Origin of the sequence: Spiroplasma endosymbiont of Nomada rufipes (genome assembly GCF_964277355.1) — a bacterium.
Taxonomy (GTDB): domain Bacteria; phylum Bacillota_I; class Bacilli_A; order Mycoplasmatales; family VBWQ01; genus Spiroplasma_E.
Window position 1 is genome coordinate 763,719 of the sequence record NZ_OZ195517.1, and the last position, 24,059, is coordinate 787,777.

Sequence of the window (24,059 nt, forward strand, 5' to 3'; positions counted from 1 at the left end):
TGAAAAAGCTGTATTAGACGAAATAACTGCTGAAGTTACTAATATTAAACCAGAATTAGCTAAAATGGATGATAGTAAAGATTATGCTATTACTGGTGGTACTTTTAACTTCCGATTTAAAAAAGGTGAAGAGGCACTTGGTGATGTTTATGGCATTAAGTTAAAAGCTGATAAAAAAAAGGTGTTATTGCTGCTGGTTTTGCTGCAATAGCTGGTAAAATTACAATAGCAGATACTGATGTTGTTACAAATTCAAATATTTTATTTGTAAAAGATGGAACTATTACCGAAGGTGCTAAACAAGGAGCAGCAATAAGTATTGTTGATAAAACAGATAATGGAAAACAATTTATGGCTTTAAATACGTTAACTGGCTTAAAAATTTCTGCGCAAATGGAATCGACTGATGCTGAAGGAACATGAGCAGAAGGTAAAAAAATAGAAATAAGTTATAAAACAGGTGATGTTAATTTTGATCTACTACTGTAAAAACTACATTAACGGTTGCATAATTTTATAAAATAAAAATAATATTATTACTCCTTTTAAATTAAAAGGAGTATTTTATTTTTAAAAAATGTTTATTTTTCATATTTTTAAACATTATAAACATATAGTATATAATAAATATTGGAGAACTTATTATACAATGTTATATTAAAAAAAGTAACTAAGTTATTGATTTATAGTTATTATAATAAGTTTAAAGAATATTATTGGAGGTATATGTGAATATGAAAAATATGTTAAGATTAATGGGTGCCCTTGCATTAACAGTAGGAGCAACTCCTTCAGTCGTTGCGTGCGGTAATAATGGTTCAAATATTCCTAATAATCTGCAATTAAATGGGAAATATGCAGAATTATTAGGATGATATAGTGATGAAAATACAATTATAATTGATGAAGTAATAAATTTTGATAATCTTGGAACTTGTATTATCACTGCTGACTCTACTAATCTTATTAAAGATAATTTGTTTAAAGAAAAGTTATTAGTTGAAGGTTCTGCTGCTGGTAAATGGAAAGCAAAAGATGTTGATGCTGCAACCTTTTTAAGGGAATTGGGATTTACATCTGGTAATCAAGATAATGATTATTCAGAATCCGATGTTGATGCTATTACCAATTTAATTGTAACAATTAAAACTGCTGCTCCAGGTGAAATATCAGTTGCTGACACAACTGACTTTAAAGTAGCGGATGGTATTTGTCAAATTGATATTATGAGTAACAAAACTGCTGCTAAGCTTGTTAAATCTTATAATATTAATATAAAGGCAGCAAATTTAAATGTTTCAAAGGTAATAACAAGTAATATTATAAAAGAACCTTTAACTGATTTAAAACTAACTGCTGATCAAGGATTCAAGGCCGATCAGCAAACTTCTGGTTTTAAATTAGAGTTTACTGATGAATTAAACAAAACAAAGTTTGAGTCTTTACTTAAAGTATTAAATACATCTTTTACAACTCATTTTTTTAGTTCACCTACCGGCACAGAAGAAATAAAAACTTTTAATGATGGTGAACCCGCATTTTTACAGTTACATTTTGATAGTGTTATTCTTGCACAAAAAATGGCTGTTGGAACTCCAGGTAAATAATAAATTTTCTAATTAATATAAATTAAATTTAAATCTATAATAAAATATATTATTTTATTATAGATTTACTTTATTTCTAAATAATTTAGTTGTAAAATTAAATAAGAACTAATACTTGATTTTTTAAATCTCTTTTCATTTATTTAAATTGAAAAAGCATTTATTTTATTTAAAGGTGGTAATCAAATGGCAAACAAATCATATTATGTTAATGATAACAATCAATTAAAAAATTATAAATTAGAAAAATATAAAATTGATAATGATTTAAAAATTTTATATAAAGTAACAACAACTTATAATGATACTGAACCTAAAATTTTAAAAGCATTACCAATTGAAGAGTTGGATAATAATACTATTGATTCTTTTTTTATGTTGATCAAACAAAATCAATGTGATAATTTTGCTGTGTATTATGAAAATAATTATGATATTAAAAAAATTAATGATTTGATTACTAATCAAGAACTAAATTTTACATTTGAACAATTAGATTTTTTAAAGCAATTTTTTATTAGTATTAAAAATGTTGCTATTACTATATTTGATATGCGTATTAAGCCAATTATAAATAATACTGTTGATAGTAATAGTAGTAATAATGGTATTAGTAATACTTTTCAATCTAAACCACGAATTTTAAATTAATATTTTTTTAAAATTTAATTTTAGAAAAAAATATCAAAATAAAAACTAAATATTGCTTAATTATAATTAGGTTTTACTGATTAAATATTCCCATATTATAATTTTTATTGACTAGACATTTATAAATGTCATTAGTTTTTAAAGCATTAATCTTATCTTTTGCATCAAATTTTAAACTTATTATTAATCCATTTATGCCTTTCATTTTTATAAATGTATTTTTATCATTAGTATATTTATAAATACCATCATTAGTTATTACATATATTTTGCCTTTATTATTTTTATATAAATCAGAAAAAATAAAATCATTATTGCTTTGATGAACATTATTTTTTTTAAACAATCATTTTGTAATGTGATTGTGCTTAAGTTATTATTACTAATACAATTTTCAATAGTTATTGTAAATGCTAAGGTAGTTAATATTGTTAATATTTTTTTTCATTAAAATCTCTTTTTGTTTTTTTCTATAACTTTTATAATAATAGGTTATTTTATATTTTAAAAACGTAAAAAAGAAAATGCAATAAAAGTATCTAAAAACTAAAAAAATAGTTTAATAGTAATTTTTGAATCTTGAAAATTATAAAAAAATATGCAATTAAAAATTTTATCATTTATATTAGTTTTTTAATAATTGATTAGCAAAATATTTGATCAATAACTCCACCACCAAGACAAATATCACCATCATAAAAAACAGCGGTTTGACCGGGCGTAATAGCGCGTATCTTTTCTGAAAATTCAACCTTAATTTCATCGTTATTAATAAAATTAATAATAACAGCAATATCAGATTGACGATAGCGAAATTTTGCATTACATTTTAAAGAGTTTTTTAATGTACTATTATTAATTCAATTCAATGATTTAACAGTACAACCGCTATTCATTAGTCATTTATTTTCATTATCATTAGCAACATAAAGGATATTATTAGTAACATCTTTTTCAACAACAAAATACGGAACTTTCATTCCTGAAAGATTAATACCTTTTCTTTGACCAAGTGTATAGTAGTAAACACCATTGTGATTACCAATAGTAGTTTTGGTATTAATATCAACAATTTTGCCAGGATTAGCTGGTAAATAATTTGTTAAAAATGTCTGAAAATTACGATTACCAATAAAACATATGCCAGTAGAATCTTTTTTTGTTGCTGTTGGTAAATTATATTTTTTTGCTAATTCCCTAACTTCAGTTTTAGTTTTATTACCTAAAGGAAATAAACTATATTTTAATTGTTTTTGTGTTAATTGACATAAAAAATAACTTTGATCTTTATTATCATCAATTCCTTTTAATAACTGATATTGTTTAGTAATTGGATTGTAGTTAATTCGTGCATAGTGCCCCATTGCAATATAATCTGCTTGTAAATTTTTTTGTGCATATTTTAAAAAAGCATCAAATTTAATATATTTGTTACATATAATATCGGGATTAGGAGTACGACTTTTTTTAAATTCTTCAAGAAAATAAGTAAAAACATTATCTCAATATTCCTTAACAAAATCAATTCTTTCTAATTTAATATTTAATTTTTGACAAACAGCTAAAGCATCAAGATAATCTTGTTCTTGTGGACAAATATCTTGATTATTGTTACCTTTTAAATCATTATTTAAAAGTGAATCTCAATTACGCATAAAAAGACCAATAACTTCATGGCCTTCTGCTTGTAAAAGTGCTGCTGTTACTGATGAATCAACACCACCACTCATACCAACAACAATGCGTTTTTTTTCTGTCATTTTTTACTCCTTAATACTTTTCATAAATGCTTAATAATTGTAACAAATATATAATAAATACCAAAATAAATATTTTTAAATTATTGAATTTATATATTGATTATTAAGTGATAATCCTTTATAATAATGTTAAAACACATAAAATCAATTTAACAAAATATGGTTTATAACCACTTTTGTAAAGTTTGTTACTAATGTGTTTTTTATGTTTTAATAAGCTAAATTGTAAAGGTAAGTGCAACTAAATTATTTTTCTATCCAAATATTCGATTGGTGAAAGATAATTTAATATTTTTCTCGGTCTTTGGTTTAAAGACAATATAAATTTATGAACTTCATTTTTATTAGTTTTTGAAAAAATAAATTTTTTAGGAAATTTTTCTCTAATTAAACCATTAGTATTTTCATTAGTACCTCTTTGTCAAGGTGAATATGGATTGGCAAAATAAATTTTTACATCTAAATTTTTTTCAAGTTGTTGTCAATTTGAAAATTCTTTGCCACGATCAAAAGTAATAGTTTTAACAATGTTTTTAGGAAGAATTGATAAATAATAACTGACATTTTTATTAATAACTTTAGTAGTTCTGTTTTTAACTAATATTGCTAAAGTAAATCGTGATACTCTTTCAACTAAAGTTATTAAACATGATTTGCTTTTGCCTCTTGATGATACTATAGTATCTCCTTCTCAATGACCAAGTGTTATACGATCATTAACATTTATATCTCGTTCTTTAATTGATTTACCATTAAACTTGCCACGATTTTCTTTAGATTTTCGTTTTTTACCTTTTCTTCTTAAATTTTTACTAGTAACTTTATCAAGCATTCCAAAATAAATTCAAGTATAAATTGTTTTAAAACTAATAACTCATTGTTTATGAAAATTTTTAATTCTGCCATAAATTTGTTCAGGTGATCAACCTAATAGTAATTTTTGTTGTACATATTTTACTAAATTCTTATTTTTAAAATTATGAAAACTAATATGTGATTGTTTGCGATTTTCAGCTTTATTTTGTGCAATTAATGAAAAATAATGATTATTATCTTTATTTCTATTAATTTCTCGAATAATAGTACTAATACTTCGATTAAGATTTTTAGCTATTTCACTAATTTTAAATTTAAATTTCAATTGATTCTCAATATAAATCCTTTCATCTATGCCAAGATGTTTATAACTCATATAAAAACTCCTTACTTTTTTCTAAACTAAATTTAGCATTATGAAATTTTTATATGAGAATTTTTTGCAATTTTATTTACTTGCACTTACAAGTATAATTCAGCATAAAGAAATAGAGAGAAGAGAAAAAATGCCACAAGAAGAAGAGTTATTAATAAATAATGATATAGATAGCAATATAGAAGCAAATACTATTAATAATAGTTGAAGTAGTTTAATATGATCAGATACTAAAAAAATAATTGGAACAGCTAGTTTATTAACAGCAGCAGTTGGTTTGAAAACTGTACAACGAGTATTTCAGGTAGCAGTTACTAGTATTGGATCATTTGATTGAAATAAAGTAAATCCTTTAAATAATTTAGTTGATTTTGGAGTAACTCCAGTACAATTGGTAATTAGTACACAAGCAATGAATTTATGAAAATGGGGCGCAGAAAAAATTTGACAAGAGGGAAGAACAATATTTAATAGAACTGCTGATCAATAAATGAGTCCGCTTTTATCTTTATATCCTGAAATTGGTGTTGAAGAAGGTTATTCATGTCTTTCAAAAACAGCTATCTTTGGAAAAATGCTAATAGCAAAAGCTGGATATTGAATTTCGAATCATTTTATGATTACGGCTTCTAGTATGTATTCAGTTGGTTCTTTAACTAGTTTAACTGAATATTGAAGTAAAATTGTTTATGGCCCAAATATTTTATCAACAATTATACGAGCAGAAGTTTTATGTTATACTTCTATCTTAATAGATAAGGGTATAGAATATTTAACAAAAACACATATGTGGTTTGCTTTCAAAAGATATTTTAATTGTTTAAATAATAATAATGAAAATGATGAGTTAGAATCATTACTTTCTCAACAATCAAAATGTATGAGTCTTTTAAATTATGTTTGGTTTAATTATCAATGATACTATTGGTAATAAAATATTAAATAAATATGCTAAAAAACAATGACAGAAATTTTTTACGTCTACTCCAAATAATGAATTAGAGGAAATAGTAACTAATAGTAATTATATGAGTATTAATAGTAGTGATGAACGACAATTAAGTAATAACTTTAATGATGAATTGGTAAGTGTTATTAATAGTATTAATGGTCCTGCTTTTGTTGGTTGTCCTAGAACTCTTTCAATTGCATAAAATTTATTTGAATGAAAATATAAAAAGTTAGAATAAACTATTCTAACTTTTTTTATAATTTACCAATTTCTAAACTTCCCAGTGTATTAATAGCACGTACATAAATTAAAATTGATTTTCATAATTCGTCAACTTTAATACATTCATTATATTGATGTTCAGTTGAGTTAGTATGATCAAATATCGCACCAAATGCTACACAATTTGGCATTGCTCTAGCATAAGTTCCACCACCAATTGCAATTGGTTTTGCTTTTTTATCACCAGTAACTTCTTGATAAATTTCCATTAATTTAATAACAATTATTGATTTTTGTGGCATATATAATGGTTTATCATAATGTTGTTGTTTTATTGTTAAATTATAAGGTTTTAATATTTTTGTTAATCTATTTAAAATTTATTGTAAATCAGTTTTAACTGGAATACGGATATTACATCCTAATTTTGAACTTTTGCTATTAATTTCAACAATGCCAACATTAATAGTAAAACTTCCAGATTCATCATCTAAATCACCAAAATATTTTGTTAAAGCAGTATCTTCTTGTAAAATATCACCAACAAATTTAATTAGATTATGTTCAACTTTAAGTTCATTTGCTAAATTGTAAAGGTAAGTGCAACTAAATTATTTTTCTATCCAAATATTCGATTGGTGAAAGATAATTTAATATTTTTCTCGGTCTTTGATTTAAAGACAATATAAATTTATGAACTTCATTTTTATTAGTTTTTGAAAAAATAAATTTTTTAGGAAATTTTTCTCTAATTAAACCATTAGTATTTTCATTAGTACCTCTTTGTCAAGGTGAATATGGATTGGCAAAATAAATTTTTACATCTAAATTTTTTTCAAGTTGTTGTCAATTTGAAAATTCTTTGCCACGATCAAAAGTAATAGTTTTAACAATGTTTTTAGGAAGAATTGATAAATAATAACTGACATTTTTATTAATAACTTTAGTAGTTCTGTTTTTAACTAATATTGCTAAAGTAAATCGTGATACTCTTTCAACTAAAGTTATTAAACATGATTTGCTTTTACCTCGTGATGATACTATAGTATCTCCTTCTCAATGACCAAGTGTTATACGATCATTAACATTTATATCTCGTTCTTTAATTGATTTACCATTAAACTTGCCACGATTTTCTTTAGATTTTCGTTTTTTACCTTTTCTTCTTAAATTTTTACTAGTAACTTTATCAAGCATTCCAAAATAAATTCAAGTATAAATTGTTTTAAAACTAATAACTCACTCTTTATGAAAATTTTTAATTCTGCCATAAATTTGTTCAGGTGATCAACCTAATAGTAATTTTTGTTGTACATATTTTACTAAATTCTTATTTTTAAAATTATGAAAACTAATATGTGATTGTTTTCGATTTTCAGCTTTATTTTGTGCAATTAATGAAAAATAATGATTATTATCTTTATTTCTATTAATTTCTCGAATAATAGTACTAATACTTCGATTAAGATTTTTAGCTATTTCACTAATTTTAAATTTAAATTTCAATTGATTCTCAATATAAATCCTTTCATCTATGCCAAGATGTTTATAACTCATATAAAAACTCCTTACTTTTTTCTAAACTAAATTTAGCATTATGAAATTTTTATATGAGAATTTTTTGCAATTTTATTTACTTGCACTTACAAGTATAATTCAGCATAATAAAAAAGATTTATTTTAAAATAAATCTTTTTTATTATATTTATGTTCGTGCTTTTCAATGTTGTTCTTTTGCAATATTTTTATTTCCTTTTGAAGAAATTTTAGTTTTTCAAGAAGGGTAATTTTCACCTTTACTTTTTGCATTAACAATATTCATTGGATCTAGATTATATAATTCAGTTGTTCCTTGTTGACTAGTAGGACGATGTAGAACAATAGTTCAAGAGTAAGTTTCTAAGTTATCTGCTGCGCTATAATCAGTGGTAAATGAATCACGAAACATTCAAGCACCACCATAATCTTTACGATATAATTTATCACTAACACCATCAATTATTTCCGCTTTTTCTCAAACAGCTTCAATTTGTTCTAATGTTCAATGGTGAGTAGTAACTTTTTGCACTTCGATTGTTTCTTTTTTTGTATTTGTATTTGTTTTCTCTATTATTGGTTGTTTTTCTTCAACAGTTATTGTTGTTGCTTGTTCATTAAAATTATATGTTTCAGATTCATAATAACTACTGTCTTTAACATCAAAACCACCTTGATTTTTTGGTTGGTAATTAGTTTCGCTATTAATATTACTTTCTGTTGTTGGTGATTTTGAATATATTGTTGTATCTTCTACACTTGTTTTTTCAACTGTTGGCTCTGAATATGTTGTTGCATTTTCGATATTATCATTAATTTCTTCTTCATTTGTAATAGATTCGGATTTAAGATTAGTAAGAGTACCTGGTGTTGGTGAAACAGTTTCGGCATGATAAGCAGCTTGCGTTGGTGTTTGTGATAGTTCATGATTAGTATAATGGACAGTTGCTGTTGAAGGGTTAGTGATTATTTTTTCTTGTGTTAGATCTTGCTTAATAACAGTATTGTTAGTTTCTTGGTTTGCTACTTGTTGTTCTTCGTTATTTTGAGGTACTGGTATTGGTACGACGTTAGGAAGCGTTATCGTATCATCAACTTCTTGTTTTGCTATTACTGTTTCTTGTTTTGCTTTTGGTTTAACAATAGGCATTAATAGTGTATTTGATTTGTATTTAGAGGTAATATTAATAATTAATCAGAGACTGTGGATTAATAAAAGTATTGCAAATAGTTCAGCCAACATTCATGGTAAAAAAGCTATTAGAAAGTTACCAGTTGTATTTATTATTTCGCCGTCTTTTTTATTAGCTAAGAAAGTAAAAGTTTTAAATCTAAAAATAAAAAATACAATAAGAAAGATAACAAATATTGCTGAAAAAATAAAACTTATTAAACAAAAAAGTGCTGATACACTATTTTTAGTTTTTAAAAAAATAAAAGGTACGACTACTAATGCTAAAGATAAACCAGAGACTATGAAAACAATAATACTTATTATATTGAAACTAATTTGTAAATTAGAATTAGGTTGTTGTGGATTATTGAATCATTTAATATAGTTATCAATTGCATCTCGACCAATAGTTGCTCATAAAGCCCAACCTATCATTAAACTCGTAGTAATTATAAGGCCATTAATAAGAATTGTTAATTTGCTATATAGACCAATACGATAAATTTTTGGTTCTTTCATTGAACTAGAATTTATTTCCTCTATCATAAAAATACCCCAATCTATTTTTAATATACTTACTCTTTTTATAATTATATCAAATTAAAAATTAAGATAGTGTCGTGTAATTAATTGGACTGGAAAAATGAATAATATTAATATATTATTGACTATTAATATTAGTTTTTAAATAAAATGAAAGTCTTTTTATTAAGATGATAATATTTACTTACATTTTATAGTGTTAATAAAATTAGTAATAAGCATATTTATTGATAGACTAAAAAAATAAACTATAATTTTAATTACTAATTTAATAAAGTTAATTCCTAATATAGAAATTTATCTATATTAGGAATTTTTATTAAATTAAAGTTTTAGAGAAAAGGAAGATAAAAAGATATGTTAAATAAAACAGTAAAATAAATAAAAATAATAATTTTCGAATAACTATGTTATTTAAATAATGAATTTATTAATAGTTAAAATATTAGGTATTAATGGAGAACTTGGTCATATAATAAAATTAAATAAGATTATTAATTTGAATGGAGAAAATTTATGAATAAAGAAAAAAGTCAAACAAAGATTAGTCATTTAGATAGATTAAAGTTAAAAACATCACCTAATAAAAAAGCGGCTGCGTTAAAAATACTTTGAGTAGCAGCAACACAAGTATTTCGTAAAGAATTAACAACAGAAATAACTATTTCAAAGCAATTATTAGGATTAGAAAAAGAATGTTTACAATCAGTAGTATTGAACTGTATGCTAAATTGTAAAGGTAAGTGCAACTAAATTATTTTTCTATCCAAATATTCGATTGGTGAAAGATAATTTAATATTTTTCTCGGTCTTTGATTTAAAGACAATATAAATTTATGAACTTCATTTTTATTAGTTTTTGAAAAAATAAATTTTTTAGGAAATTTTTCTCTAATTAAAACATTAGTATTTTCATTAGTACCTCTTTGTCAAGGTGAATATGGATTGGCAAAATAAATTTTTACATCTAAATTTTTTTCAAGTTGTTGTCAATTTGAAAATTCTTTGCCACGATCAAAAGTAATAGTTTTAACAATGTTTTTAGGAAGAATTGATAAATAATAACTGACATTTTTATTAATAACTTTAGTAGTTCTGTTTTTAACTAATATTGCTAAAGTAAATCGTGATACTCTTTCAACTAAAGTTATTAAACATGATTTGCTTTTGCCTCTTGATGATACTATAGTATCTCCTTCCCAATGACCAAGTGTTATACGATCATTAACATTTATATCTCGTTCTTTAATTGATTTACCATTAAACTTGCCACGATTTTCTTTAGATTTTCGTTTTTTACCTTTTCTTCTTAAATTTTTACTAGTAACTTTATCAAGCATTCCAAAATAAATTCAAGTATAAATTGTTTTAAAACTAATAACTCATTGTTTATGAAAATTTTTAATTCTGCCATAAATTTGTTCAGGTGATCAACCTAATAGTAATTTTTGTTGTACATATTTTACTAAATTCTTATTTTTAAACTTATGAAAACTAATATGTGATTGTTTTCGATTTTCAGCTTTATTTTGTGCAATTAATGAAAAATAATGATTATTATCTTTATTTCTATTAATTTCTCTAATAATAGTACTAATACTTCGATTAAGATTTTTAGCTATTTCACTAATTTTAAATTTAAATTTCAATTGATTCTCAATATAAATCCTTTCATCTATGCCAAGATGTTTATAACTCATATAAAAACTCTTTACTTTTTTCTAAACTAAATTTAGCATTATGAAATTTTTATATGAGAATTTTTTGCAATTTTATTTAATTGCACTTACAAGTATAATTCAGCATGAATATTAATATATACTAATGTATTATGTTATAATAACATCAAACTTAATATAAGTTTTTTACCTATTTACTTTATTTTAAAGTAAATAGGTTTTTTATTCTAAATTTCAAATAAGGAAGATTAAAAGATATGCCCGTTATGGAAAAAAGAGAAAAATTAAATAATAAAGTAAAAAATAATGTTACTCCCATTGAACTTATTGCAGCGGGTGTTGCAGCGGGTAGTACTATTGGAGTTGTTACTGGCGCTGCAAAAGTTGTTGGTATTGGTGTTGCGGCTGTTAATTTAGTTGCCTCTACGGTTGCTAATGCTGCTACTATTGTTACTGGTGATGATGGGGGTGATGTTGCTAATATTGTTACTAATGTAGCCTCTATTACTTGTGCAGCCGGAGGGGTTGCTATTCTTGGTACTCCTACTATTATTGGTTTAGTTGCTGGTGGAGCTGCTGTTGGTTCCATTAGTGGTGCTATCGATGGTGGTTTTGAAATAACTCAAATGTTAGCAAAAAAAGATGATGAAAAACAAGAAGAGCAAAAATTAGATTTTGAAGGTTCAAAAAAAATTATAAATTCAAATTTAGAAAATTTATATTCTTCAACAAGTGTATACAATTCTAATACATCAACAATGTAAAAGGTAATTTATTAAAACACATCAATTTCTTCTTTACTAAAAAAATAAAATATATTTTTTAAATTTATTACTTTAAAATAAAGTAATAAATTTTATTTTAATTTTATAGTAGAAAAATGAAAAAAATATTCTTTTTATTACACATTTTTACACTAATAATTTTATATTTATTTTATTTATTAAAAATAAAATAAATAATTGTTTTTTTAAAAAAATATTATATAATTTTATTTGTATTATTTAACTTAAAGTTTAGTATAAATAAACAAAAGGAGAAAATAATCAATATGAAAATTGGAAGAAAGTTAAAAACTTTAAGATTGAAACACAATTTAACTATGGAAGAGTTAGGGAAACGTTGTGATTTATCAAAGGGATTTATTAGTCAGTTAGAGCATGATGTTTCTTCACCTAGTATTGAAACACTAAAAAGTATTTTAGACATTTTTGATTGTCCATTATCAACCTTTTTTGCTGGTGAAGTAAAAGAAAAAATAGTTTTTAAATCACAAGATGTTACTGTTAGTGACGAAGAAGATTATCAAATAAAATGAATTATTCCTAATGCTCAAAAATTAACATTAGAACCAGTAATTTTAAGTTTAAAACCATTTGGTAATTCAAATAAAATTCCGCCATTTCAAGGTCAGATCTTTGGATATGTATTAAGTGGAACAGTATTTGTTCATTATGGTGCAACTAGAGTAAAAGCAGTAGCTAATGAAGCATTTTATATTAAAGGTAATGAAAAACATTATTTAGAAAATCCCAATAATTCAATTGCAACTATTTTATGAGTTTCAAATCCACCAATTTTTTAAACCATTTAAAGGAGGAAATTATGAGTGTAAATATTTTAGAATTACGTAATATTACCAAAGAATATGATGGTAAAGTTGTTTTAAAAGGAATTAGTTTAAATATTCATGAAGGTGAATTTCTTACCATTCTTGGGCCTAGTGGTTGTGGTAAAACAACATTATTAAGGATTATTGCTGGTTTTGAACAACCAAACAATGGTCAATTATTGTTTAAAGGTAAGGATTTAACTAAAATTCCAATTCATAAAAGAGAAATAAATACTATTTTTCAAAATTATGCTTTATTTCCACATTTAAATGTTTTTGATAATATTGCTTATGGTTTAAAGTTAAGAAAAATTGATCGTGAAAAAATCAAAAAAGAAGTTAAAAAAGCTTTAGATTTGGTTAAATTAAATGGTATGGAAGATAAAGATGTTAATGATTTATCTGGTGGTCAAAAACAAAGAGTAGCAGTAGCTAGAGCATTAGTTCTTAATCCTAAAATTTTATTATTAGATGAACCTTTTGCTGCTTTGGATTTGAAATTACGTCAACAAATGCAAGTAGAATTAAAAAAAATTCAAGAAGAAATTAATATTACTTTTATCTTTATTACTCATGATCAAGAAGAATCATTTATTATGTCAGATCGGGTAGTTGTTTTAAATCAAGGTCAAATTCAACAAATTGGGACACCACAAGATATTTACAATGAGCCTGAAAATAAATGAACATCACAGTTTGTTGGTAGCTCGAATGTTATTGAAAATGGTGTATTTGTTAATGATTATTGTGTTCGTTTTTACGGTAAAAAATTTGCATGCTCTGATACTGGTTTTGGTGAACAAGAACGTAATATTGATATTGTTATTCGACCAGAAGATATTGATTTAGTTAATGCAGGTAGTGGTTTTTTTGATGGAACTATTAAAACTATTGCTTTTAAAGGATTATTATGAGAAATTGAAATTATTACTAATAAACGCAAATGGATAGTTCATACTACTGATAATTTTGAAGTAGGTAACCGTGTTGGTTTAAAATGAAATGTTGAAGATATTCATGTTATGTGAAAGGAAATTGAAGAGTAAAATGAAAAATTTGTTTAAACGTAATATTAAAACACAAATTTTAAAATCACAAGATATGTTAGTTAATAATTCAAATCCAGAAAAAATTATTGATAATCAAAATAAAAAAAAGTATAGATTTAAAAAATGGTTTAAGCTTAAAAAAAATAATGTTTCTTTACAAGAAGTAGCAAAAAATAAATCGAAAATGAAACGAGTAAAAAAGAAAAAAGCATTGTTATGTTGAAAAAAAACAAACCAAAAAATAAGTTTTATTAAAAATAAAATCAAAGATAAATCAGTAAATTTTGGTTTTAAATCATGAGTTACGCTTGCTTATCCATATTTATTGGTGATGGTAATTTTAATTGTATTGCCATTATTAATTGTAATTTTATATTCAATTATTAAAGCAACTAATAATGCTTGAATATTTCGTTTTACATTTAGTAATTTTAATGTTTTTTTTAAAGAAAATAGTTATGTTATGGTTTTATTACGTTCAATTGGTTATTCATTTGTTGCCACTTTAATTGCTGTTATTTTTGGTTATCCCATTGCTTATATTATAGCTTTTATGTCAACAAAAATTGCTTCAAAAAATATTTGAGTTTTAGTTACTTTACCAATTTGAATTAACATTTTATTACGTACAATTGGATTACAAATTATTTTTAGTATTTTAGGTCCTAATGTTTTATTAGGAACTCCAATTGGTATTATTTTAGCAATGGTTTATATGTTTATGCCTTTCGTTATTTTACCAATTTATAATTCTTTAGAAAAAACAGATCGCAATTTATTAGAAGCAAGTCAAGATTTAGGAGCTTCTAAGATGAAAACATTTTGAAAAGTTACCTTTCGTTTTTCAGTGCCTGGTATTGTTTCTGGTTTTACTTTAATGATGTTAAGTGCTATGACTTCACTAGTAGTAGTTAAATATATTGGTGAAGGAAAAACTATTTTAATTGCAAATATTATTGAATCATATTTTTATCGTGGTGCTAATTTTGCTTATGGTGCTGCTATTTCTGTTATTTTAGGTATTATTGTTTTAATTATTATTTTTACTTTAAAAGCGATTGGTAGTTGAGCTACTGGTAAAAAAATAGGAGGTATTAATTAATGAGATCTTTTTTTAAAAATAGTTATTTAGCTATTATATTTTTATTATTTTATACTCCAATTTTAGTTTTAATGATATTCTCTTTTAATGGTGGCGATTCAGTTCGTAGTTGAAATTCTTGATCATTGCAACCTTATTACGATTTATTTCAACAAAGTGAACTTTGAGAATCGGTTAGTGTAACATTAATTGTTGCTTTTATTTCTACTTTTGTTGCTGTTATTATTGGTACGTTTGCTGCTTTGGGTTTAAGTAAAACAAAAAAAATAACACGTAATATTACTTTAGGGATTACTAATATTCCTTTAGTTAATGCTGATATTGTTACTGCTGTTTCTTTAATGTTATTATTTATGGCATTTGGTTTTAGTTTTGGTCTTGGAACATTAATTTTCGCTCATATTTCTTTTAATATTCCTTATGTTATTATTACTGTTTTACCAAAAATTAGATCAATAAATATGTCACAATTAGAAGCAAGTCAAGATTTAGGTGCGACACCTTGATATACGTTACGCAAAATTGTATTACCAACAATTAAACCAGCAATTATTGCTGGAGCAGCTATTGCGTTTGCTATGAGTTTTGATGATTTTTTAATTTCTTATTTTACTGGCGGTAATACTTCTAACGTTTCAACTTTTATTTATTCTTTAAAACGAATTAAGCCTTATATTAATGCTTTTTCAACAATAATTATTTTATTAATTGCAGTACTTATTATTTCTTGAAATACTTATGTTCTTTGCAAAAAACAAATTAAACAACGTAATGAAAAAATTGATAAAGGTATTTATCATGATAAAAAAATTATTAAAACTGAGAAATTGTTAACTAAATATTATTTACAATTAAATGGTTTTAACTATAAAAAGGTTAAGAGTAAAGGTAGAAAACGTAAATCATTATATAGTGATGGTAATTTTGAAATTGTAACTGAGCAAGATATTATTAAAATTCAGGATTATATTAAAAATCACCCGAAACTTATTAATCAAATTTCTAAACTTGAAGCAAAACTTGAGATGGAATCAATTTGAATTGAACATATAAAGAATAAGATTAAAAAAAAGAAAGAGTTAAAAGAAGAACGCTCAAAATCAAGAAGAGAGAAATATCGTTTTTTACTATGACCGTGAAAATTAATTATGATTAGTATCATCTTATTATCAAGTTTTATTAGTTTGGGTGCTTTCTACATTTATACTAATGTTTATGATTTATCAATTGCTAATTGAGGCGAATATATGAATCCCAATATTTTAAAAGAATTTGAAAATAAATATCAAGTTAAAATAAAATATTCAACTTTTGATGATAATGAATCATTGTATGCTAAATTGTATACTACTAGTTATGATGTAATGGTTCCTAGTGATTATATGGTGGCTAAATTAGCAAGTGAAGATAGACTTTTTCCAATTGCATCAAAAAATTCTGTAGGTGATATTGAGTATGATAGTAGAATTAATTTTAATCCCAATGAAGATATTAATCATGATTTATATGAATTAATGAATAATTATCGAGTTGAAAATAGTGATGGAATTTTAAATGAATTTGGTTTAAATAGTTATAGTATTCCTTATTTTTGAGGTGATGTTGTATTAGTAATTAATACTACTAATACAAATAATCTTAGTGATCTTGGTATTAAAGCTGATGGTTCAAATGTTCAATGAAGTGTTTTAACAGATGCTGCAAAATTAGGTAAACGTATCGTTTTAAATGATGATATGCATAACTTATTTATGACTGCGCTTACTGATTTACACTATAAAAATAAATGAGGAGAAAATAACGGTTCAGGTCAATATAATCAAGTAGGAAATGAATTTAGTGATAATATTAATGCTCATAGTCCAATTGAAATTAAAGATGCAAGTGACTGGTTAGAACCAGTTATCAAAAATAAAAATACAAAATTATTAAATGATGATATTGTTGATGAAATTAGTAATGAAAATAAGTGGGATGTAGCAATGATGTATAACGGTGATTTATTATCTGCAATTGCTGATGATCCTGATTCTTATAATGGTAAGTACCTTGTTGTTAGACCATATATGGGGACTAATGTTTGAAATGATGATATGGTAATTAGTAAAGATTCTCCTCATAAAGATTTAGCTTTTAAATTTATTAATTATATAATGCAAAAACAAACACAAGTTGATTTAAGTAGTGAATTTGGTTATACTTCACCTTTACAAGCAGCCATGGATGAAGTTAGTACTAATTTTTCAGCAGAAATTTGAAAGCATGTATATATTCCAAAAAATGGCCAATTACCCAATCCATTAGATCCAAGTAAGCATCATGAAGGATATTTTAACGGTTTATATACTCGTAGTTTTGACCCACAAATGCAAACTGCTTATAATAGATTATTAGCACGTTAATAAAATAAATTGTAATATTAAGTTTAAAAAAATATAAAAAAATATTGTAACTTATAGTATAATTTAATACGAAAGGGGTTAATTCATTGTGGCACGTCGTAAAAAGTGAGAAAAAGAAGACAAAGAAAAAATATGAAACTATTCTGTTCAAAAAATGGAGAAATATTTTAAAGGATTATCTGAATTTTGAACATTGAATGTGCAAGCTCCTTGTCCGTGGTGTTGTTTGCCAATGATAAAAGGTGCTTATCAAGGTGAACAACCAACTTCAGCATTTGCTTGAAATATTGATCACATTGATGGTGATCCAAATAATAATAGTTTAGAAAATTTACAACCAATGCATGTTGAATGTAATATTAAAAAAAATTAATCATAATTTAAAAATTCAATGACTATTTAATTTAATTTTTATCTTAATTAAGAAAAATTATTTTGAAAATTATTTTATTATTAGTGTTCTTTTTAATTAAAAATATTCAATCTTTTTTTAAAAAGAATATTGTCTTTTTTTATAATAAGTGTAATATTATTTTTAAGGACAGAGTATTTCTTTCCTTATAATTTTAATAGGTGTATAGCAAAGTTTATATGATTATTAAAATTATTAATATTAAAATATAAAAACTAAATTTAATTGGTTTACTTTAAACCTTAGTTTTATTTTATTAAAACTAAGGTTTAAAGTATTTTAATATTTTTTCCTATTTTAATATTTTAGTTAAAAATAGCAAGTTAAAGCGTTAAGCTATATTTTTCATTTTAGATTATTTTAAAAATAATGCTAGGAAAGGATTGTTAAAATGAAATATAAAATAAATAGTAATAGCCCGAGTAAAGATATGGTTAATCAGGATAAACATAAAAAAATAAAAACAGGATCTAATTCAATATATACAATTAATGTTAAAAAAAATAAGAAGAAAAGAATCTTATTATTTTCGTTGTATTTATTAGCATTTGGTTCTACAACAGTTACTACGATATTACTCTTACATACTACTGCTGCTTTCAATAATTCTGAATTTAATCCGAATTCTAATAATAAATTATGAGATGATTATTATCAAAAGCATCATCGTAACTCTAAACCTATTAGTTTAAATTCTACTATTGCTTATTTTAGTAAATCAACAAATATTGTTAATTTTAATGTTATTGAAAATGCTGCTGATAATGGTAATATTGATTTTACAAATGTTTTAAGTAGTATTGATAATAATTTACAAAAAACTGATCCTAAAATTGAAAGTGATATTGATAATGATAATTTAACTTTATTACCAATTAATTTTTTCTTAAATGCTAATTATAATCCAGCAGTTAAGTTTACTGTTGGTAAGGATAAAAAGCCGATAACTAATACTTCTTTTATTTTGCCAAAGAACTTTAATGAGTCTAAAAGTTATGTTTTAAATTTAACAACTAATGATCAAGCATCAATTTTTGGTATTGAAAATACTAACGTTAATATCGAAATTAATATTAATATTATAAATCAAGTTGCAATTAATATTGCTAGTTTACCAGTTAACTTTCCTGATAAAATTATTAATATTACTAATCCTGAAAATGCTACTATTGATTCAATAAAAGATAAATGATTAATTCCAACAATTCAAGATCAATTTGAAACAACTTTAAGTAAAGCATTAAATGTACCCAAAAAAGAAATTAAACATAATTATTACGAAATTGAATTTCAAAATAGTTCAGAACCAAAAAATTTTACTACATCTGTTCCTGTTCAATTTTCAATTACGTCTTTAGATAATAATCCTTGAAATTTTACAGGAAAAAAAGATAATTGCACTATAAATGTTAAAAATGATATTGCTGATTTAAGTAGCATGAAAGAATTAACTAATGAAATTGAAACACAATATAATAATGATAAAGATAATAAAAACTTTCAAATTACTTTAGATAATCAAAAAGATAAAAATGGTAATTTTATTAATGCCGATAGTAAATTATCAGAAGAAGATGTTAAATTTGTTAATAGTCAAATTATTGAGAGTGTAAAGAAGATTTGTCAATCTTATTTCCAAAAAAATTATTCAGATCTTAATATTAAAGATAGTGATTATACAATATCAACAAATTTAAATGTTGGTAATAATATTTTTAATAATAAATTAGGTAAAAATATTGAAATAACAATAAAAGCTGCTGATAATAGTTATAAATTAGATGGTTCTTTAAGTGCTAAAGCTATTGTTCATGGTCATAATAAAAATAATATTACTGGTAATTATCCTTCGCCAAAAGATTTTGCATTAAAAGGTATTTGATTAAAAGATGGTCAAGATGCAAATATTTTACAAGAAGATCAACATTTTTATGAACAAGATAATTTATTAGGTAATTGAATTACTAATAAAGATAGTTTATTAAATACAATTAATAACAATTCTTATCGTCCAGTTGAGAATGCATTTACTGGACAGTTCACTATGAATTATTTATTAGATGGTGACACAAAACCAAGTGGTATGTCAGTTGATATTAGTAAAGATATTAAAGGTGGTAAGGTAAATAATTTCTGAGATTTAATTACTCAAACAAAAAGTATTTTTCTAGAAACCGATGTTTCAGTAACAACAAAATCAGGTTGAGAGTTAAATAATGTAAAACTAGTATTTACTGACAGCGAAACACAACCAACTAAAGATAATACACTTTATACTCTTGATTTATCAGAAAGGTTTGCTGGCAAAACTATTAGTGATCGTGCTACTTTAACATTCCCTGATTTTAATTTTAATTTTAATTACCAGTTAGTAAGTTAAAAAAAAGAAAAAGTAATATGAAACAATTATTAATCATTTTAAGTACATTAACAACATTAACTTTGGCAAGTAATAGTATTATTAATACTATTGATGATACTAATACTACCATTAATAAATTATTAGCAAATAAATCATCAATAAGTGATTCTGTAACTTCATTATTTAATAATCAATACGGCTATTTAAATGATAGTGATATAATAACTAATCATTCAATAACTGATCATAAGTTTTATAGTTATGACACATCAGCTTTAAAAAGTTATACTTTTGCTAATGCAAGAGATGTTTTTTTAGTAAATAATGAAGGAACTTTAATTTATAATCCTGATGTTATTATTCCTGCTGATCAAAAATTAAATATTGAAAATACGATGCAAGAAATGATTAGTCATAAAAAAATAACTACAGTTAAAGCAAATTACAATTCTTATAGTAATAGTCAGTATTCATCTACTGATTTTAGTGGTGATAATACTGATTGACAATATTTGCAATTTGGTGGAGTTGAAAAACATATTGATATTTCACAACAATTAGGTGCTGATAAAGTTGAATATAGCAATAGTTTAAGCGAAACATCAGGTTTATATTATATTGCTAAAGCAGTAATTGAAAATAAGATTAGTCAGTCAGTTGCTATTAATTTGGGAATATATTTTATAGCACAAAGTAGTTTAAAAGGAAAAATTAATAATGAATTAATTACTAAAATTATTGATTTAATTATTAATAATAAATACGTTTATAATTTTATGTTAAATATGCCATTTTCAAATGATGATACAAGTTATGTCATTAGTTATATTTTTGATCATAATAATAATATTATTGAGTTAAATTATAATCATTATAGTTACGAAAAAAGTAATACAAGTAATTTTGAAACTCATGTTAGTCCTGGTCCTTTTGCTTCAGTTGATTATACAGGTGATATTTATATTAATTATCAGGATTTATATTATTTAATTAATAATCAAAATAATTGAGATGTAATTTATAAGTATTTTATTAATGGAAACTTATTTGATTATAGTAATATGGAGCATGAAATTGGTGATAATTGAACTTTTAAAAATTTTTGAAATTCTATATTTAAAGTTAATTTAACAAAATTTTTAAATAATGTGGGTGTTAATGGAATAATAATTCATATTGACTGTTATGGTACAGATATATGACATCCTTCTTTAATTAATACATTTTATATTAAAAGTATTTCTCAATGAAATTAAGTACTTACATACTAAATTTAGTTTTTAAAATAAGCATTTTATTAATCTTCTTAAATAAAATTAATAAAGTGTTATATTTAGTATAGATTAGTCAGATATTTTTTATAAAATAATTTTTAGTAAACTTAAAACGAAAGGAGAATGTAACATGAAACAATTACTAATAACATTAAATACATTAACAACATTAACTTTAACAAGTAGTATTATTAATACTATTGATGTTACTAACACTACTGTTAATAAACTATTTACAAATAAATCATCAATAAATGATACTTTATCTTCAGTGTTGAATAATCAATATGGTTATTTAAGTAGTAGTGATTGAATTACTAATCAAATAGATAATAACTATTATAGTTATGATACTAGTCATGCTGATTATTTATTAAGTGATGGTAAGACATCAGCACGAACATTATTTACTGTTGATAATAAAGGTGAATTAGTTTATAAAAAGGATACTGTAATACCACCAAAAGATAAAGTCGAAGTTGATGCTACTAAACAAGAAATGATTACTCATAAAAAAATTACCACAGTTAAAGATAAATATAATCCATATAGTAAAAGTGAATATTCTAACAAATATTTTAGTGGTGATAATACTGATTGACAATATATTCAATTTGGTGGAGTTGAAAAACATATTGATATTTCGCAACAAGCAGGTGCTGATAAAGTTGAACATAGTAGTAGTTTAAGTGAAACATTAGGTTTATATTATATTGCAAAAGCAGCAAAAAATAATTTAATTGATAATACTATTGCTAATAAAATAGGCCAATATTTTATGACACAAAGTAGTTTAAAAGGGCAAATTAATGATAATTTAATTAATATTATTATTAATTTAATTAGTAGCAATAATAATGTTTTTAATTTTATATATAGTGCACCAATGAACGTAAATGATAAAAATTATTCAATTAATTATATTTTTGATAAAGATAATAATTTAATTGAAGTTTATTATACTGAATTTGATAAATCAAATATAGAAAATATCTTAAATTATAAATGAAATGACTCATATAATTGATTTAGTTCAAATTATAGTGATTATTCTAATACATATACAATAGTAAAATGAACTGACTATGCAAGTGATTGAAATACTTTTACTAATAAATATCCAACTTTTAATTTTGATGCTAATTCATATTTAAAAGTTTCAACGGGAAGTGGTAAAGAAGACTATAAATCTCTAAATTCTCAAGTCACAACAACAAATATAAAAACTAATCAACAAAAAGATATTGATAATTCAATTTTTCAAGTCAATATTAGTACGTGACCACCATATGATCCAAATTACCCAGGAGGTGTAGGAACTGCCATTGATATTTATTTAGAACTTTGACATGATGATAATAATATTTATTGAAAATGACATATAATGACAGCTACTTTTTTAGGATCAACTTCATATTCTGATATTAAATTAAATAATATAACATTTAATAATATTATGAATGCTAAATTGTAAAGGTAAGTGCAACTAAATTATTTTTCTATCCAAATATTCGATTGGTGAAAGATAATTTAATATTTTTCTCGGTCTTTGATTTAAAGACAATATAAATTTATGAACTTCATTTTTATTAGTTTTTGAAAAAATAAATTTTTTAGGAAATTTTTCTCTAATTAAACCATTAGTATTTTCATTAGTACATCTTTGTCAAGGTGAATATGGATTGGCAAAATAAATTTTTACATCTAAATTTTTTTCAAGTTGTTGTCAATTTGAAAATTCTTTGCCACGATCAAAAGTAATAGTTTTAACAATGTTTTTAGGAAGAATTGATAAATAATAACTGACATTTTTATTAATAACTTTAGTAGTTCTGTTTTTAACTAATATTGCTAAAGTAAATCGTGATACTCTTTCAACTAAAGTTATTAAACATGATTTGCTTTTACCTCGTGATGATACTATAGTATCTCCTTCTCAATAACCAAGTGTTATACGATCATTAACATTTATATCTCGTTCTTTAATTGATTTACCATTAAACTTGCCACGATTTTCTTTAGATTTTCGTTTTTTACCTTTTCTTCTTAAATTTTTACTAGTAACTTTATCAATCATTCCAAAATAAATTCAACTATAAATTGTTTTAAAACTAATAACTCACTCTTTATGAAAATTTTTAATTCTGCCATAAATTTGTTCAGGTCATCAACCTAATAGTAATTTTTGTTGTACATATTTTACTAAATTCTTATTTTTAAACTTATGAAAACTAATATGTGATTGTTTTCGATTTTCAGCTTTATTTTGTGCAGTTAATGAAAAATAATGATTATTATCTTTATTTCTATTCATTTCTCGAATAATAGTACTAATACTTCGATTAAGATTTTTAGCTATTTCACTAATTTTAAATTTAAATTTCAATTGATTCTCAATATAAATCCTTTCATCTATGCCAAGATGTTTATAACTCATATAAAAACTCCTTACTTTTTTCTAAATTAAATTTAGCATTATGAAATTTTTATATGATAATTTTTTGCAATTTTATTTACTTGCACTTACAAG

General features: G+C 23.8%; 26 protein-coding genes. 18 read left to right on the forward strand and 8 right to left on the reverse strand.

The features are described 5' to 3' along the window. The first annotated feature begins 64 nt into the window (after positions 1-64). The 4 genes from ACICQF_RS04180 to ACICQF_RS04195 all read left to right on the forward strand — a co-directional run bounded on the left by ACICQF_RS04180 (position 65) and on the right by ACICQF_RS04195 (position 2,258). Positions 65-211, forward strand: a complete 147-nt coding sequence (locus tag ACICQF_RS04180) for a hypothetical protein (protein WP_395472879.1) — start codon at positions 65-67, stop codon at positions 209-211. Between the two features lie 140 nt (positions 212-351). After that, the gene (locus tag ACICQF_RS04185; protein ID WP_395472880.1) at positions 352-489 is read left to right on the forward strand and encodes a hypothetical protein; all 138 of its coding nucleotides are present in this window, start codon (positions 352-354) and stop codon (positions 487-489) included. Positions 490-728: 239 nt separating this feature from the next. Then, positions 729-1,607 (forward strand): hypothetical protein, encoded by an 879-nt coding sequence (locus ACICQF_RS04190; RefSeq protein ID WP_395472881.1) that lies wholly within the window; start codon positions 729-731, stop codon positions 1,605-1,607. 186 nt (positions 1,608-1,793) lie between these two features. Then, on the forward strand, positions 1,794-2,258 hold the full coding sequence (locus ACICQF_RS04195; protein WP_252319384.1) for a hypothetical protein: 465 nt from the start codon (positions 1,794-1,796) through the stop codon (positions 2,256-2,258). Positions 2,259-2,331: 73 nt separating this feature from the next. Here the strand turns inward: ACICQF_RS04195 and ACICQF_RS04200 are convergent, their stop codons facing one another. The 3 genes from ACICQF_RS04200 to ACICQF_RS04210 all read right to left on the reverse strand — a co-directional run bounded on the left by ACICQF_RS04200 (position 2,332) and on the right by ACICQF_RS04210 (position 5,210). Then, positions 2,332-2,604, reverse strand: coding sequence for a hypothetical protein (locus ACICQF_RS04200; protein ID WP_395472882.1), 273 nt, complete (start codon positions 2,602-2,604; stop codon positions 2,332-2,334). 298 nt (positions 2,605-2,902) lie between these two features. After that, on the reverse strand, positions 2,903-4,018 hold the full coding sequence (mnmA, locus tag ACICQF_RS04205) for a tRNA 2-thiouridine(34) synthase MnmA (protein ID WP_395472883.1): 1,116 nt from the start codon (positions 4,016-4,018) through the stop codon (positions 2,903-2,905). A 241-nt stretch (positions 4,019-4,259) separates the two neighbouring features. Beyond that, positions 4,260-5,210 carry an IS30 family transposase gene (locus ACICQF_RS04210; RefSeq protein ID WP_395472884.1) on the reverse strand — a complete coding sequence of 317 codons (951 nt, stop codon included), beginning with the start codon at positions 5,208-5,210 and terminating at the stop codon, positions 4,260-4,262. A 40-nt stretch (positions 5,211-5,250) separates the two neighbouring features. Between ACICQF_RS04210 and ACICQF_RS04215 the strand changes: the two genes are divergently transcribed. From ACICQF_RS04215 to ACICQF_RS04225, 3 genes are read left to right on the forward strand one after another with little or no spacing between them, the layout of a single operon-like run. After that, entirely contained in the window at positions 5,251-5,700 is a 450-nt protein-coding gene (locus tag ACICQF_RS04215; protein ID WP_395472885.1) for a hypothetical protein, read from the forward strand. Continuing rightward, positions 5,701-6,141, forward strand: a complete 441-nt coding sequence (locus tag ACICQF_RS04220) for a hypothetical protein (protein ID WP_395472886.1) — start codon at positions 5,701-5,703, stop codon at positions 6,139-6,141. It begins immediately after the preceding gene. Then, a complete protein-coding gene (locus ACICQF_RS04225) occupies positions 6,107-6,364 on the forward strand; it encodes a hypothetical protein (RefSeq protein ID WP_395472887.1) in 258 nt (85 codons plus the stop codon). The genes ACICQF_RS04220 and ACICQF_RS04225 overlap by 35 nt, the downstream gene beginning before the upstream one ends. 52 nt (positions 6,365-6,416) lie before the next feature. Here ACICQF_RS04225 and ACICQF_RS04230 read toward each other — a convergent pair whose 3' ends face one another. Continuing rightward, the gene (locus ACICQF_RS04230; protein ID WP_395472888.1) at positions 6,417-6,686 is read right to left on the reverse strand and encodes a hypothetical protein; all 270 of its coding nucleotides are present in this window, start codon (positions 6,684-6,686) and stop codon (positions 6,417-6,419) included. Between the two features lie 151 nt (positions 6,687-6,837). On the opposite strand from ACICQF_RS04230, the gene ACICQF_RS04235 reads away from it, so the two are divergent. Then, the gene (locus tag ACICQF_RS04235; RefSeq protein ID WP_395472889.1) at positions 6,838-6,978 is read left to right on the forward strand and encodes a hypothetical protein; all 141 of its coding nucleotides are present in this window, start codon (positions 6,838-6,840) and stop codon (positions 6,976-6,978) included. A 12-nt stretch (positions 6,979-6,990) separates the two neighbouring features. Here the strand turns inward: ACICQF_RS04235 and ACICQF_RS04240 are convergent, their stop codons facing one another. Continuing rightward, positions 6,991-7,941 carry an IS30 family transposase gene (locus tag ACICQF_RS04240; RefSeq protein WP_395472890.1) on the reverse strand — a complete coding sequence of 317 codons (951 nt, stop codon included), beginning with the start codon at positions 7,939-7,941 and terminating at the stop codon, positions 6,991-6,993. Positions 7,942-8,089: 148 nt separating this feature from the next. Then, a complete protein-coding gene (locus ACICQF_RS04245) occupies positions 8,090-9,640 on the reverse strand; it encodes a hypothetical protein (RefSeq protein ID WP_395472891.1) in 1,551 nt (516 codons plus the stop codon). Positions 9,641-10,153: 513 nt separating this feature from the next. On the opposite strand from ACICQF_RS04245, the gene ACICQF_RS04250 reads away from it, so the two are divergent. Next, on the forward strand, positions 10,154-10,390 hold the full coding sequence (locus tag ACICQF_RS04250) for a hypothetical protein (protein ID WP_395472892.1): 237 nt from the start codon (positions 10,154-10,156) through the stop codon (positions 10,388-10,390). Here the strand turns inward: ACICQF_RS04250 and ACICQF_RS04255 are convergent. Further along, positions 10,387-11,337: an IS30 family transposase gene (locus ACICQF_RS04255; RefSeq protein ID WP_395472893.1), complete on the reverse strand. Its 951-nt coding sequence runs from the start codon at positions 11,335-11,337 to the stop codon at positions 10,387-10,389. The two genes, ACICQF_RS04250 and ACICQF_RS04255, sit on opposite strands and share 4 nt — an antisense overlap. Positions 11,338-11,573: 236 nt before the next feature. Here ACICQF_RS04255 and ACICQF_RS04260 point away from each other — a divergent pair, with 236 nt between their 5' ends. The 9 genes from ACICQF_RS04260 (at position 11,574) to ACICQF_RS04300 (ending at position 23,003) form a co-directional block, all read left to right on the forward strand. Next, positions 11,574-12,080, forward strand: coding sequence for a hypothetical protein (locus ACICQF_RS04260; protein WP_395472894.1), 507 nt, complete (start codon positions 11,574-11,576; stop codon positions 12,078-12,080). A 287-nt stretch (positions 12,081-12,367) separates the two neighbouring features. Next, positions 12,368-12,901, forward strand: a complete 534-nt coding sequence (locus ACICQF_RS04265; RefSeq protein WP_338957168.1) for a helix-turn-helix domain-containing protein — start codon at positions 12,368-12,370, stop codon at positions 12,899-12,901. A gap of 20 nt (positions 12,902-12,921) precedes the next feature. After that, positions 12,922-13,974 carry a spermidine/putrescine ABC transporter ATP-binding protein gene (gene potA, locus ACICQF_RS04270; protein WP_395472895.1) on the forward strand — a complete coding sequence of 351 codons (1,053 nt, stop codon included), beginning with the start codon at positions 12,922-12,924 and terminating at the stop codon, positions 13,972-13,974. Position 13,975: 1 nt separating this feature from the next. Further along, positions 13,976-15,079, forward strand: a complete 1,104-nt coding sequence (gene potB / locus ACICQF_RS04275) for a spermidine/putrescine ABC transporter permease (protein ID WP_395472896.1) — start codon at positions 13,976-13,978, stop codon at positions 15,077-15,079. Next, complete coding sequence (locus tag ACICQF_RS04280) at positions 15,079-17,481, forward strand: extracellular solute-binding protein (RefSeq protein WP_395472897.1); 2,403 nt, start codon at positions 15,079-15,081, stop codon at positions 17,479-17,481. Before potB ends, ACICQF_RS04280 begins: the two co-directional genes overlap by 1 nt. A gap of 88 nt (positions 17,482-17,569) precedes the next feature. Continuing rightward, a complete protein-coding gene (locus ACICQF_RS04285; RefSeq protein ID WP_395472898.1) occupies positions 17,570-17,854 on the forward strand; it encodes an HNH endonuclease signature motif containing protein in 285 nt (94 codons plus the stop codon). A gap of 430 nt (positions 17,855-18,284) precedes the next feature. Next, positions 18,285-20,273, forward strand: a complete 1,989-nt coding sequence (locus ACICQF_RS04290; RefSeq protein ID WP_395472899.1) for a hypothetical protein — start codon at positions 18,285-18,287, stop codon at positions 20,271-20,273. 17 nt (positions 20,274-20,290) lie between these two features. Then, entirely contained in the window at positions 20,291-21,511 is a 1,221-nt protein-coding gene (locus tag ACICQF_RS04295) for a hypothetical protein (protein WP_395472900.1), read from the forward strand. Between the two features lie 148 nt (positions 21,512-21,659). Then, positions 21,660-23,003 carry a hypothetical protein gene (locus ACICQF_RS04300; RefSeq protein ID WP_395472901.1) on the forward strand — a complete coding sequence of 448 codons (1,344 nt, stop codon included), beginning with the start codon at positions 21,660-21,662 and terminating at the stop codon, positions 23,001-23,003. Positions 23,004-23,015: 12 nt separating this feature from the next. On the opposite strand, the gene ACICQF_RS04305 is transcribed toward ACICQF_RS04300, so the two are convergent. Then, positions 23,016-23,966, reverse strand: a complete 951-nt coding sequence (locus ACICQF_RS04305; protein WP_395472902.1) for an IS30 family transposase — start codon at positions 23,964-23,966, stop codon at positions 23,016-23,018. Positions 23,967-24,059: the final 93 nt, after the last annotated feature.